Below are 13,219 nucleotides of genomic sequence, written 5' to 3'. Positions count from 1 at the left end.
TGGCTCCCGGGCCCGGACCGACCGCCGGACAGCGGCGTGCTGTTCCGGTGCGGCTGGACGAGTCGGCGGTACGCGTCGATCCGGCGCCGGCCGGATTCGGGCTTCCGCTCCTGGCCCGGCCGGAGCGGCCCGGAGTCCCGCTCGTCGAGTACGTCCGGACGCACCCGGAGACCGTACGCCGCTGGCTGGACCGGGCCGGTGCGGTGATGTTCCGGGGCTTCGGGGTGACCCTGGACGCCCTCGGCCCGGTCACCACGGCGCTGGCCGGTACCCCGGAGGCGTACGTCGAGCGGTCGACGCCGCGTACCGAACTCGCCGACCGGGTCTACACCGCCACCGACCACCCCGCCGACCAGCGGATCCCGCTGCACAACGAGAACTCCTACCAGTGGCAGTTCCCCGGTCTGCTGGCCTTCTGCTGTCTGCGTCCCGGCACGGCGGGCGGGGCCACCCCGGTCGCCGACACCCGCCAGGTACTGGCCCGGATCCCGCCGGCCGTGCTGCGCCCGTTCGCCGAGCACGGGGTGCGGTACGTGCGCACCTTCGGCGGCGGGCTGGGCCTGCCGTGGCAGGAGGTGTTCCAGACGGCGAGCCGCTCGGCGGTGACCGACTACTGCCGGAGCCGGGACATCGAGGTGGAGTGGCGGCCGGACGGCGTCCTGCGGACCAGTCAGGTACGCCCCGCCGTCGCCGTGCATCCCCGTACCGGTGCGCGGGTCTGGTTCAACCACGCGGCCTTCTTCCACCCGTACGCGCTGCCGGCCGAGGTGCGGGAGGCGCTGCTGCGGCAGTTCGCCGAGGAGGACCTGCCGAACGTGGCCCGCTACGGTGACGGGCGCCGGATACCGCGCAGTGTGCTGGCCGAGCTGGTCGCGGCGTACGCGGCCGAACAGGTGTCGGTGCCCTGGGAGGCCGGCGACGTGCTGCTGGTGGACAACCTGCTGGCCGCGCACGGGCGGGAGCCGTTCTCCGGCGAACGACGTGTCGCGGTCACCATGGCCGGGCCGATCCGCTGGGCGGACGTGGCCGCGAGCCCGGACGGTGCCGGGTGAGCGGGACGCGGCCGGGCGCCGGCACCCTCGTCCCGGCGACCTTCCTGCACCGGGGACGTCTGCCGGCGGTCCGGTCCGGGTGGCAGGGTGGCGGATTCACCGCCCGGGCGGTCCGGGTCACCGGCCCGGTCTCCGAGCAGCGGCTCTGCGCCGCCGTCCGGGAGGTGCACGCCGCGCTGCCCGGGCTGGGTGTCGGTCTGGTCGAGGTGGGCGGTCGGCCGGGATTGCGCCGCGACGGGGAGCTGGCGCTGCACCGGCACGACGTCTCCGGGGCTGAGCCGGCGGCCCGGGAGGGGCGGTGCGTCGGGCTGCTGCTGGCGGACCGGGATCGGCGGCCGGATCCGGTCCGGGACCCACTGGCCCGGTTCCACGTCGTACGGCTCGATCCCGGGCACCTGGTGCTGGGGCTGGTCGGGCACGAGCTGGTACTCGACGAACGCGCCCTCTACCTGGTGCTCGGCGCGGTGATGGAGGCGCTGCGGGGCCGGTTCCGCCGGGACGCCTACCGCGACTTCACCGAGCTGGGCGACTTCCACCCGCTCGACCCGGCCGCCGCCGAGAGCCGCCGCCGATGGTGGAGCCGGTGGTTCACGGCGTACCCGACGCCGCCCGCGCCCGGTCCGGCCGGATCCGAGCGGGTCGTCCGCCGGATGGTGGTCCCGGCCGACGAGTGGCGGGCGCTGGGCGACGCCGGCGGGGCGATGCGCGACCACGGTTCGCTGGGGGTCGCGGCACTGGTCGCCTGGTGGCTGCGGCGCCGTGCCGGCCGACCGGACAGCGCCGCCTTCTCCACCGTGCTCGACCTGCGGGAGTACTTCGACCTCGGACCGATGGTCGGCCCGCTGACGGACCGCATCGTGTTCCGGATCGACGAGCCCGGGACCGCCGCACCGTCGTTCCGGGTGGTGCTCCGGGCGGCGCAGGTGGGCCTGATCCGGGCGGCGACGCACTACCTGCCGTACCCCGATCTGGTGGGGCTGGGCGCCCGGCTGGGCCGGCTCAGGTCGCCCCGCACGGCCGCGCTCTGGGACGCCCACGTGCACCTGTGCCGGCATCCGTCGGCCACCGGCCGCAGCCGGGGCGAGGAACCGCTCGGCATCGGGGTCGAACACTTCGGCGAGGCCGAACTGCTCGGCGTTGCTGCCCGGCCCGGCCCGGACGGCTGGGACGGCACCAATCTGGACCTGCGGATCGGTGCGCTGGCCGGCGGCGACATGGCCCTGGTGCTGGACGCGAACCGACGGCAGCCCGGCTACTCGGCCGACGAGTTGCTCGACGGGCTGCACCGGGCGATGAGCACCGCGGCGGCGGACCCGGACGCCCCGCTGGAGACGACGTGACCCGACACGGAGGAGAGACGGTGACCCAGACGACGGAGCAGGACGAGCAGATCTACCACGTGGTGGTCAACGACGAGGAGCAGTACTCGATCTGGCCGGTCGACCAGGACCTGCCGGACGGCTGGCGGGCCGAGGGCCGGACCGGGCCGAAGTCCGAGTGCCTGGCCCACATCGACGAGGTGTGGACCGACATGCGCCCGCTGAGCCTGCGGCGGTACATGGCCGAACACGCCGACGACGCGCCGGTCGAGCCGGACCCGGTCGACGACGACCGGCCGACGCTGGTCGACCGGCTCTGTTCCGGCAGCCACCCGCTCCGGCTCAGCCTGGAGCCGGAGGCCGGGCCCGCCGCGTTGCGGGAGGCGCTGGACCAGGGGTACGTCTTCGTCCGCTTCGTCGGCACCGAGGGCGGGACGGAACTGGGCGTCCGGGTCGATCCGGACCGTACCGACCTGACCGGTGGCGACCTCGCGGCGGGCACCGGGCAGGTGCGGATCGTCGGGACGCTGAACCTGGACTTCGAGCCGGTGCGCTGCCTGGCCCGGATCGACCTGGCGACGCTCGACGGCGAGGGCCACCTGGAGCGACTCGGGGAGTCCTGAGCCGGGTCACGGTCGCGAGCGGAGAGGGGTACCCGTGCGTCGGACATGTTTCTTCGCCCAGTTGCAGCTACCCGGCCTGGGCGACCTCGTGCAGCGCAACATCCTGCTCGCGGTGCTCCGGCGGGCCCATCCCGGTGCCTCGGTCACCCTCGTGGTCGGCGCCGGCCTGGCCGAGCGCTTCGCCGACCTGCTGCCCCGGCACGCGTACGCGGAGGACCTGATGCGCTGTCCCGACCCCGGCGACACCACACCGGAGCACTGGCGGGCGTTCCTGGCCGAGCTGGCCGACCGGCGGTTCGAGCTGTGCGTGGTCGACCCGGGGTCGCACACGCTCGACGCCGGGCACGCCGAGCGGGCCGGAATTCCCCGGCGGGTCGGCGTACCGCGCGGCCGGGCGTCGGACCGGCAGCTCAGCCATCCGGTACGGCTGCCGCCACCACTGCTCGGCGTCTCGGACCTGTACGAGTACGCCAACGCCTTCGCCCGGGCGCTCGGGGCCCGGCCGCTGCGTCCGGCGGAGGTGGTTCCGGACCTGCCCCGGCAGCCGGAGAAGGTCCCCGAGCTGGACGCTCCCGGGCCGCGGATCGGGGTGCATCCCGGCGGCCAGCCGCACTGGAACCGTCGATGGCCCCTGGACCGGTACGCCGAACTCTGCGTCCGGCTCGTCGCCGACCTCGGCGCCAGCCTGTACCTGCTCGGCGCGGACGGGGAGCGGGCGGAACTCGCCGAACTGCGCGACCGGATCACGGCGGCGGTTCCGGGGGCGGTGCCGCACGTCGAGGCCGGCGGCGCGCTGAACCGCACCGCCAACCTGGTGGCCGGGCTGGACCTGCTGGTCGGCAACGACTCCGGTCTGGCCCACCTGGCCGCGGCGGTCGGCACGTCGACGGTGGTGCTCTACGGACCGACCGGAACGGAACCGCTCTGGGCCCGGGTCTACCCGCGCCACCGCGGCGTCTCGCTGGACTACCCCTGCCAGGCGATCCGGCACGAGCCGGACCAGGTGGCCGGACGGCGCTGCGCGCACGGGTGCGTCGTGCGCTACCAGGGACCGCGAGGCCCGTACCCGAGGTGCCTGGTGGACCTCGACGTCGACCGGGTGTGGGCGGCGACCACGGCTCAACTGCGAGCCCAGCAGAGGTCAGGAGGCGGCCATGTCCGGTGACCGGTCCTCGACGGGAGCGGTCCGCACCATCCTGTCGATCAACTTCAACCACGACGGCTCGGCGGCGCTGCTCGCCGACGGGCGGCTGCGGGCGTACGTGAACACCGAACGGTTCTCCCGGATCAAGAAGCACCCCGGGCTGCGCTCCGCAGACCTGGACGAGCTGCTCGACCAGGCCGGAGTCACGCTCGCCGACGTCGACCACGTGCTGCTGTGCAACCTGCACAACATGGACTCCCCGGACATCGCCGCACTGCACGGCTCGGACCTCAAGGACACCTGGCTGGAGTTCTGGGTGAACCAGGACAACAGCCTGGTCGACATCCGGGGCAGGCGCATCCGGTGCACGGTGAATCCGGACCACCATCTGATCCATGCCGCGACGGCGTACTTCACGGCGCCGTTCGAGTCGGGGGTGGCGCTGGCGATCGATCCCACCGGCTGCCGGGCCTTCCTCGGCCGGGGAAACCGGCTCTATCCGATGCTGTCGGACTTCGACTCGTGGTTCAACGCGAACGTCGGCTACTGCGACGTGGCGAACTACCTCTTCGGGTCCAGCATCGTCGGCGCCGGCAAGGTGATGGCGCTCGCCCCGTATGGCCGGCCGTACGGGGTGGAGCCGGACGTCCCGGAGCCGGAGCGCCCCCGGTCGTTCCGGCAGTTGCTGGAGCTGGCCGAGAAGGAGCCGCGGTACGTCAGCGTGCAGGGCCGGGAACTGAACGCGACGCTCGCCTACCACATCCAGGCCGGCCTGGAGCGGCAGGTGTCGGCGGTGTTCCGGGAGTTGGCCGGGCTGGCCCGCCGTAACGGGGTGGAGCCGGCCATCGCGCTCTCCGGCGGTACCGCGCTGAACGCCATCGCCAACCAGTTGGCCTTCGCCGGATCCGACTTCGACCGGATGCACCTGCATCCCGCCTGCGGCGACGACGGCACGGCGATCGGCGCCGCGCTCTGGTACTGGCACCACGTGCTCGACCAGCCGAGAGCGGAGTACACGGCCGCCGAGCTGATGTACTCGGCCCGGGAGTATCCGGCGCCGGTCGTGCGGCGGGCCCTCGACGAGTACGCCGACCAGATCGAGGTCGAGCAGCTCGGCGGGTACGTGGACCGGGCGGCCGCGCTGCTGGCCGAGGGTGCCGTGGTCGGCTGGTTCGACGGCGGCGGCGAGGTCGGCCCACGGGCGCTGGGCCACCGCAGCATGCTGGCCGATCCCCGCGATCCCGGCGTGCAGGATCGGATCAACTCGACCGTGAAGTTCCGGGAACACTTCCGGCCCTTCGCGCCGGCGGTGCGCAACGAGCGGTCGACCGAGTGGTTCGGCATCCGGGACAGCCCGTTCATGTTGCGGGCGGCGCCGGTGCTCCGGCCCGGGGTGCCCGGCATCACCCATGTGGACGGTACGGCCCGGTTGCAGACCGTCGCCCGGTCGGACAACCCGGCCTACTACGACCTGATCCACGCCTTCGAACGGCGTACCGGAGTGCCGATGCTGCTCAACACCAGCCTGAACACCAGGGGAGAGCCGATGGTCGAGACACCCGGGGACGCGCTGCGTACCCTGCTCAACTCCCGGCTGGACTACCTGGTGCTGCCCGGCCACGTCGTCCGGCGGAGGGCGGCGGGATGACCGGCCCGGACCCGGGCGGCCGGTCCGGCCCGCCGACACCGGCCCGGCTGATGGAGGCGGTGGCCGAGGCGGTCGCCGACCGCACCGACCGGTCGCTGGAGCTGTACGTCAACGTGCCGTTCTGCGCGACGAAGTGCCACTTCTGCGACTGGGTGACCGACATACCGGTCCGGCAGCTCCGGTCCGATGTCGACGGTCGCCGGCCCTACCTGGCGGCCCTGGGTGCGCAGATCGGGTTCTACGGGCCGCTGCTCACCGGGCTCGGCTACCGGCCACAGGTGATGTACTGGGGCGGCGGCACGCCCACCCGGCTGGAGCCGGCCGAGATGCGCCTGGTCCGGGACGCGCTCGACGAGGCGTTCGACCTCTCCGAGCTGGTGCAGTGGTCGGTGGAGACCACCCCCAACGACCTCACCGACGACCGGCTCGCGGCCATGCGGGCGCTCGGGGTGACCCGGGTGAGCGTCGGGGTGCAGTCGCTGGATCCGCACCAGCTCCGCCGGGCGGGCCGGGGGCACACCCGGGAACAGGCGGTGGCGGCGGTCGGGGCGTTGCGCAGGGCCGGCATCGACAACTTCAACATCGACCTGATCAGCAGTTTCCCCACCGAGAGCGGGCCGGACGAGCTGGCCAGGACGCTGGACGAGGTGCTCGGGATGGATCCGCCGCACGTCTCGGTCTATCCGTACCGGGCCACCCCGAAGACGGTGATGGCGATGCAGCTCGATCGGGACCGGCTGCGTGCCTGGGACGTCCGGAGCATGATCCGGGCGTACGAGTTGGCGATGCGGATGCTGACCGAGGCCGGGTACCACGAGTACTGCCACGGGTACTGGGTCCGGCACCCGGAGCACGAGGACCTCGACGGCAACTACAAGTACGACCTGGCCGGCGACAAGATCGGCTTCGGCAGCGGGACGGAGTCCATCCTCGGCCACCACCTGCTGCTCAACGAGAACGCCCGGTACGCCGACTACCTGCGGGCGCCGCGCGAGTTCGGGTTGGTGGAGAGGTTTTCGCTGGCCCGGCCGCAGCGGCTGACCGCGCTCGTCGGCGGGGCACTGATGACCCGGGAGGGGGTCGACTACGGCCGGTTCCACCGGCTGACCGGGCTGCACTTCGCGGACCTGCGCGAGACCCCGCACTTCGCCTCCTGGCTGGGCCTGCTGGCGGAGTGCGGTGGCCGGTTCGTCGAGGACGCGGTCGGGTTCCGGATGGATCGCGAGGTCATCCACGAGGCGTACATCACGCACCTCGCGTACACGATGTCGCACGGGTTGGCGCTGGCCCGGGGTTAGCGGTGGCCCGACGGCGCAGGAAGGAGTACCGATGGCAACCACAACCGTACGATGGCCGGAGGTCGTCCGCCGGTCCTACTCGCAACTGGTCGACGCCCTGACCACGGAGGGCGCGCCCGAGGTCGCCCGGCAGTGCGCCGACCTCGCGGTGGAGCAGGGCGTCTGGCGCCACCCGCTGCAACGACCCGTGCACTACATCTCGTCGTTGCCGCCCCGACCGGTCTACGACCCGGCCGACTTCTGGTTCTGCGCCTACCTGGAGGAGAACTACCCGCAGATCCGCGCGGAGCTGGACGCGGTCACCGACCCCGCCGCGTCCGGCTTCCTCCCGGTCGAGGAGTCGATGCTGGGCGCCGGCCGCTGGGAGGAGATCACGTTCTACGAGGCGGGGCACCGGTTCGACGACGCCTGCGCCAGGTTTCCGGTCACCTCGTCGATCGTCGAGGGCATCCCGGAGGCCGCGGCGGCGGGCATCGGCGTGGTGACGCTCTCCTGGCTGTACCCGGGCACCCGGATCGTGCCGCACTGCGGCGGATCCAACGCCCGGCTGCGGGTCCACCTCGGGCTTCAGGTGCCGGACGGTGCCCGGCTCCGCGTCGGCGACCAGGTCCTCGGCTGGCAGGAGGGCCGGTGCCTCGTGTTCGACGACTCGTTCGAGCACGAGGTGTGGCACGACGGCGACCGGCCCCGGGTGGTGCTGCTGATGGACGTGTGCCACCCGGAACTCGACCCGGCCGACCGGGACGTGATGCTGGCCGGCCGGATCTCGTTCGAGGAGCGGGCCACCAGGTTCCTCGCCGAGCACGGCCTGTCCCGGGTGCAGCTCGGGGACGCCGAGGAGGTCCGGGTCGAACTCGACCAGCCGAGTGCCCGCCAGGTCAGCCGCTATCTGCGCGGCTACGGTGCGGAGAGCGTCGAGCTGCGCGACGGCAGACTGCTGTTCCGGCCCGACCGGGCGGCGGCCGGCGAGGACCGGACGGCGGTGGACCGGTGAGCGGAGCCGGGGGCGGCCAGGCTGGTGCCGCCCCGGCCCACCGGGACGCCGCCGGCTGGAGCGCGCTGGACCATGCGGCCGGCCGAGGGGACCTGGCCGGACTCGGCCGGCTGCTGGCGGACGGGGCCGACCCGCTCGACGCGGGGCCCGACGGCCGCACCGCGTACGACATCGCGCTCGCCGCGGGGCACCTGGCGGCGGCCACCGCGCTACGCGCGGTGGAGCCGTCCGGGCCGGGCACCGCGCCGGACCACGCGTGGCGGCCGTACTGCCGGGCGTACCGCCGCGGCGAGCTGGCGGGCTTTCCGGGCTGGCCGGACGGGCAGCACGACGACGAGGTCGTGTACGTCCACGACGACCTGACGGTCACCCGCTCCGGCTGGCCCGGCGAGGACGTGCTCTTCGCGAGCACCTCCCCGGAGTGGGCGTGGTATTGCCGCGAGACCCTGGGATTCGCCGTCCCGGACGACCTGAGCCTGGCCGTCCCGCACGGAACCGTCGACGACGAGGGTGAGTCGGATGGAACCGGCGACTGACCGCCGGTCGGCGGCGCGGCAGGCGGACCGGCCGATGGCGCCGGAGCTGGTGGCCCGGCTGCGCAAGCAGTACGAGGGACTGATCAGCGACCTGCTCGGTGAGGGACTGACCGACGCCGGGTACGCGGTCGCCGACACGGCCGTCGCGCAGGGTCTGTGGCCGGAGCGGCTGCACCGACCGATCGAACTGCATCCGACCACGCAGAGCCGGCCCTTCCTCGACCCGGCCGACTTCTGGTTCACCTCGCACCTGGAACGGCACTGGGACCTGATCCGGGCCGAGATCGACGCGATCGAGGAACCGGCCCGCGCGGGCTTCTCCACCGCCGGAATGGACGGCTCCAGCGTGCGGGGTGGCCGATGGCACCAGTTGATGCTCTGGGACCGGGGGCGCCGGTTCGAGCGGGCCTGCGGGCTGCTGCCCGGCACCGCCGAGGTGCTCTCCGCGATCCCGGACGTGACCGCCCAGGGCACCGGGTTCGTGATGGTGTCCTGGCTGGAGCCCGGCACCTGGATCGCACCACACTGTGGACCGACGAACGTGAAGGCGCGGACCCACTTCTGTGTCCGGGGTGACGCCCGGGCCCGGATCCGGGTCGGCGACCAGGTGCGCGGCTGGGACGAGGGCCGGTGCTTCGTCTTCGACGACTCGTACGAGCACGAGGTCTGGCACGACGGCGAGGTGCCGAGGGTGGTGCTGATCCTCGACGCCCCGAACCCGTACCTGGTCGACGGCGAGCGGGTGGTGCGGCAGGAGCAGGCGAACCGGGCGGACGAGATGCTCACCTTCATGACCGCCATGCGGCTGCGCCGGATCACCCGGGTGGGCGCGGACGTGAAGGTCACCTTCGCGCCGTCGATGGTCGAGTTCATCCGGTCGTACCTGGAGACCCGGCAGCTCGAGTCGGTGGAGCTGCGCCAGGGCGTACTGCGGGTGCGGGCGGTCGCCACGCCCGGTGGCGAGGGCTGAGGCCGGAGGCGGGAGTGGGGGTGCGGATGCGGACGGAATCGAACCCGGTGTCGGTGGTGCGCGCCGTGGCGGCGTACGCCCGGACGGCCCCGGACGCGCTGGCCGTGGACGAGCCGGGCATGGCGCTGACCTACCGGGAACTGGCCGGGCAGGCGGCCGGGCTGCAACGCGCCCTGCGGGAGGCGGGCGTCGCACCGGGCGAGATCGTGCCGGTGGCCGGGCTGAGCCTTGGCGACGTGGCGGTCGCCTCGGTCGCGGCGGCCGGGCTGGCGGTGCTGCCGTACCCGCTGGACCTCGGCGCCGACCTCGCCGCGCGGCTGGATCTGGTCGGTGCCCGCGTGGTCGTCCTCGCCGGTTATCCCGCCGGGCACTGGCTCGGCGACCGCACGGTGATCCAGCTCGACGAGCTGACCCCGGGCGGTGAGCTGGCCGACGTGGGCGGCGGGACGGCCGTGGCGGTCGACTCCGAGCGGCACGACGCCGTCGTCGCGCTCCGCCCGGACGGCTTCGGCGCGTCGGTCGCCGCCCTGGCCGAGCGGCTCCGCCTCGGTACCGCCGACCGGGTACTGACGGCTGCCCTGCCGCACACCGACGTCACCCTGTTGACCCTGCTGGCCACCCTGCTCCGCGGCGGTACGGCGGTGTCGGCCGGCCGGCCGGTCGTCGAGGGTGACCGGTTGCGCCGGATCGTCGAGCGGCACCGGGTGACGGTGCTGGCCGCGCCGCCGCGCGCGGTCGGCGTACTGGCCGATACCGCCGCCGACGACGGCATCCAGCTCTCCGGCCTGCGGCTGGTGCTGCTGTTGCGGGACCGGATACCGCGCTGGCTGCCGGGGGTGTTGGACCGGGTCACCCGCCGGGACCGGGAGCTGGTGGTGGCCTGGGGCGCCGCCGAGGCCGGGGTGATCGCGGCGACCGGCGGCCTCGACGAGGTGCTCGGGGAGCCGCTTGGCGATCAGCGGATCGAGGTCGGTCCGGACAGCTCGGCGGGCTCCACCGAGCTGTGCTGTGTCGGGCCGTCGGTGGCGGCCGGGTACGTCGGCCGTCCCGACCTGGATGGTCGCCACTTCGACACCGGTCCGGACGGCGCACGCCGCTACCGGACCGGGGTTCCGGCCCGGGTCCTGCCGGACGGCCGGATCCGGCCACTGCACGGGCACCTCGCGAACGCCCCGGACTCCGCCGGACCGGGTGCCCAGGGCTCCACCGGACCGGGCGCCCAGCACTCCGCCGGACCGAATGCTCCGGGCTCCGCCGGACCGGGCGCCCAGCACTCCGCGGGACCGGACGGCCCGGACTCCGCCGGACCGGTCGACCCGGCCGAGGTGGAAGTGGTGGCCGAGACCTGGGGCGACGTCCGGCTGGCGCGGGTCGTGACGGCGCCGGACGGCGAGTTGGTGCTCTACGTCGAGACCGCCAGCGGTGCCCGGGTGGACGGCGGGGCGCTGCGGGGGTACCTGCGCGGCCGGGTGCCACCGGAGTGGTCGCCGGCCCGGGTCGTCGCCGTCCCGACCCTGCCGGTGACCCCGTCCGGCGTGGTGGACCGCGCCCGGCTCGCCGCCATGCCGACGTCGACCGGCCCGGACGCGCCCGCCGAACCGGATAGCGGGCCGACGGCGGGGAGTGGCGCGGCGCGGATCCTGCGGACCGTCGCCCGGGGGCTCGGAGTGGCCAACCTCGGCCTGCGGACCAACCTGTTCGAGGTCGGCGCCACCTCGCTGGAGATCATCCGGGCGGTCGCCCAGGTGGAGACGGACCTGGAACTCGACGTGGACCTGGAACGGCTGCTCGACGCACCGTACGTGCAGACACTGATCGACCAGTACCAGGAGACGGTCCGGGACGGCGGGCCGCCGGCCGGGGGAGGGGGCGACGGATGATCGTCGTTGGCGTCTCCGCGTTCTACCACGACTCCGCGGTGGCGGTGGTCCGGGACGGCCGGCTGGTCGCCGCGGCGCAGGAGGAGCGGTTCACCCGCCGCCGGTACGACCGCGACGTGCCGCTCTACGCGTACCGCTCCTGCCTGGACGAGGCCGGGATCGGCCCGGCCGACGTCGACTGCCTCGCCTACTACGAGAACCCGGTCCGGAAACTCAGCCGGCAACTCTGGATGGAGCTGCCCGGAATGGGTGCCGGCGACGGACCGGCACACGTGCTGGACGCGAGCCATCCGGAGCGGCAGATCCGGGAACGGCTCGGCTACGACGGCCGGTTCCTCGCCGTCGAGCACCACGAGGCGCACGCGGCGAGCGCCTTCTACTGCTCCGGCTACCGGGAGGCCGCGCTCTTCACCGCCGACGCGGTCGGCGAGTGGACCACCACGAGCTACGGCGCGGGCGACGACGACGGGATCCGCCTGCTCGAGGACGTGCCGTTCCCGCACTCGCTCGGCCTGCTCTACAGCGCGCTCACCTCGTATCTGGGGTTCTCGGTGAACAGCGACGAATACAAGGTGATGGGCCTGGCCTCGTACGGCCGGCCGAGGTACCGCAGCGCGCTGGACCAGGTGGTCAGCTCCGGTCCCGGGGGCCAGTTCCGGCTGGACACCCGCTACCTCGCCCCGCAGGCCGGCGGCCGGCTGTACACCCCCGAGCTGGCGGAACTGCTCGGCGTGCCACCGCGCCCACCGGGCGGCGACCTCACCCCGGCCCACCGTGACCTGGCCAGCAGCGTCCAGTCCCTGCTGGAGGAACTGCTGCTGGAAAAGCTCGACCACCTCTACCAGCTCCGACCCTCGGACAACCTGTGCTACGCCGGTGGCGTGGCGCTGAACTGCGTGGCGAACACCAGGCTGCGGCGGCGGGCGAAGTTCCGCGACTGGTTCGTCCCGCCGGCACCGGGCGACGCGGGATCCGCGGCCGGCGCGGCGCTGCTGGTGCACCACCGCCTGACCGGCACCCGCCGGCTCGCCCGGCTGACCGATGCCCGGCTGGGCCCGGCACACCGCGGAACCGTACTCGCCGACGTGCTGACCGCCGCCGGCGTCGAGTACGAGGACTTCACCGGCCGTGAGCCGGAGCTGCTGGACCGGGTGGCGGCGCTGCTCGCCGGTGGCGCGATCGTCGGCTGGCACCAGGGCCGGATGGAGTTCGGGCCCCGGGCGCTGGGCGGTCGCTCGATCCTGGCCGATCCCCGCGATCCGGGGATGCGGGACCGGATCAACCGGCTGGTGAAGAAGCGCGAGGAGTTCCGCCCGTTCGCGCCGGCCGTCGTCGCGGAGCGGGCCGCCGACTTCTTCGACCTGGACGTACCGTCGCCGTTCATGCTGGAGACCGTCGCGGTACGCGCCGGCACCGCGCTGCCCGCGATCACCCACGTGGACGGTTCCGCCCGGGTGCAGACCGTCGACCGGCACGTCGACCCGCGCTTCCACCGGCTGCTGACCCGGTTCGGCGAGCTGACCGGTACGCCGCTGCTGCTGAACACCTCGTTCAACGTGGCCGGCGAACCGATCGTGTGCGACGAGGTCGACGCGCTCTCCTGCTTCGTCCGGGCCGGCGTGGACGCCCTCGCCGTCGGTGACCTGCTGGTGCGGCGGGAGGCGGTGCCCCCGGTGTGGTCGCGGCACCTGAGCCGCTCGGCCGGGCCCCGGCGGGTCGACACCCACAACGACAGCTACACCTTCTTCGTCTAGG

Annotated in this window: 10 protein-coding genes and 1 pseudogene; all 11 read left to right on the top strand. The window is 73.7% G+C overall.

The annotated features are described in order from the left end of the window. Window positions 1-47 precede the first annotated feature (47 nt). The 11 genes and pseudogenes from ACQEVC_RS37985 (at window position 48) to ACQEVC_RS37935 (ending at window position 13,218) form a co-directional block, all read left to right on the top strand. Window positions 48-1,052: a TauD/TfdA family dioxygenase gene (locus ACQEVC_RS37985; RefSeq protein WP_432888080.1), complete on the top strand. Its 1,005-nt coding sequence runs from the start codon at window positions 48-50 to the stop codon at window positions 1,050-1,052. Continuing rightward, window positions 1,049-2,392 carry a hypothetical protein gene (locus ACQEVC_RS37980; protein WP_432888078.1) on the top strand — a complete coding sequence of 448 codons (1,344 nt, stop codon included), beginning with the start codon at window positions 1,049-1,051 and terminating at the stop codon, window positions 2,390-2,392. Before ACQEVC_RS37985 ends, ACQEVC_RS37980 begins: the two co-directional genes overlap by 4 nt. Window positions 2,393-2,412: 20 nt before the next feature. Beyond that, window positions 2,413-2,616: pseudogene (locus ACQEVC_RS37975) on the top strand (MbtH family protein); the annotation flags it as partial. A gap of 412 nt (window positions 2,617-3,028) precedes the next feature. Continuing rightward, complete coding sequence (locus ACQEVC_RS37970) at window positions 3,029-4,159, top strand: glycosyltransferase family 9 protein (RefSeq protein ID WP_432888076.1); 1,131 nt, start codon at window positions 3,029-3,031, stop codon at window positions 4,157-4,159. Continuing rightward, a complete protein-coding gene (locus ACQEVC_RS37965; protein ID WP_432888074.1) occupies window positions 4,149-5,786 on the top strand; it encodes a carbamoyltransferase C-terminal domain-containing protein in 1,638 nt (545 codons plus the stop codon). Before ACQEVC_RS37970 ends, ACQEVC_RS37965 begins: the two co-directional genes overlap by 11 nt. Beyond that, on the top strand, window positions 5,783-7,084 hold the full coding sequence (locus ACQEVC_RS37960) for a coproporphyrinogen-III oxidase family protein (protein WP_432888072.1): 1,302 nt from the start codon (window positions 5,783-5,785) through the stop codon (window positions 7,082-7,084). Before ACQEVC_RS37965 ends, ACQEVC_RS37960 begins: the two co-directional genes overlap by 4 nt. 31 nt (window positions 7,085-7,115) lie before the next feature. Continuing rightward, on the top strand, window positions 7,116-8,078 hold the full coding sequence (locus ACQEVC_RS37955) for an aspartyl/asparaginyl beta-hydroxylase domain-containing protein (RefSeq protein ID WP_432888070.1): 963 nt from the start codon (window positions 7,116-7,118) through the stop codon (window positions 8,076-8,078). Continuing rightward, entirely contained in the window at window positions 8,075-8,614 is a 540-nt protein-coding gene (locus tag ACQEVC_RS37950; RefSeq protein WP_432888068.1) for a hypothetical protein, read from the top strand. Before ACQEVC_RS37955 ends, ACQEVC_RS37950 begins: the two co-directional genes overlap by 4 nt. Beyond that, window positions 8,598-9,584 (top strand): aspartyl/asparaginyl beta-hydroxylase domain-containing protein, encoded by a 987-nt coding sequence (locus ACQEVC_RS37945; protein ID WP_432888066.1) that lies wholly within the window; start codon window positions 8,598-8,600, stop codon window positions 9,582-9,584. Before ACQEVC_RS37950 ends, ACQEVC_RS37945 begins: the two co-directional genes overlap by 17 nt. 26 nt (window positions 9,585-9,610) lie before the next feature. Beyond that, entirely contained in the window at window positions 9,611-11,464 is a 1,854-nt protein-coding gene (locus tag ACQEVC_RS37940; RefSeq protein ID WP_432888064.1) for a non-ribosomal peptide synthetase, read from the top strand. Further along, window positions 11,461-13,218 (top strand): carbamoyltransferase family protein, encoded by a 1,758-nt coding sequence (locus ACQEVC_RS37935; protein WP_432888062.1) that lies wholly within the window; start codon window positions 11,461-11,463, stop codon window positions 13,216-13,218. Before ACQEVC_RS37940 ends, ACQEVC_RS37935 begins: the two co-directional genes overlap by 4 nt. Window position 13,219 lies beyond the last annotated feature (1 nt).

This window comes from Plantactinospora sp. CA-294935, assembly GCF_050936445.1.
GTDB lineage: Bacteria > Actinomycetota > Actinomycetes > Mycobacteriales > Micromonosporaceae > Plantactinospora.
The sequence above is the reverse complement of the archived record's forward strand: the minus strand, read 5'-3'. Positions and strand labels throughout refer to the sequence as shown.

Bases quoted from the DNA above. Each gene is read 5' to 3' on its own strand.
- ACQEVC_RS37965 (WP_432888074.1), top strand. From the start codon at position 4,149: ATGTCCGGTGACCGGTCCTCGACGGGAGCGGTCCGCACCATCCTGTCG.
- ACQEVC_RS37960 (WP_432888072.1), top strand. From the start codon at position 5,783: ATGACCGGCCCGGACCCGGGCGGCCGGTCCGGCCCGCCGACACCGGCC.
- ACQEVC_RS37955 (WP_432888070.1), top strand. From the start codon at position 7,116: ATGGCAACCACAACCGTACGATGGCCGGAGGTCGTCCGCCGGTCCTAC.
- ACQEVC_RS37945 (WP_432888066.1), top strand. From the start codon at position 8,598: ATGGAACCGGCGACTGACCGCCGGTCGGCGGCGCGGCAGGCGGACCGG.
- ACQEVC_RS37940 (WP_432888064.1), top strand. From the start codon at position 9,611: ATGCGGACGGAATCGAACCCGGTGTCGGTGGTGCGCGCCGTGGCGGCG.
- ACQEVC_RS37935 (WP_432888062.1), top strand. From the start codon at position 11,461: ATGATCGTCGTTGGCGTCTCCGCGTTCTACCACGACTCCGCGGTGGCG.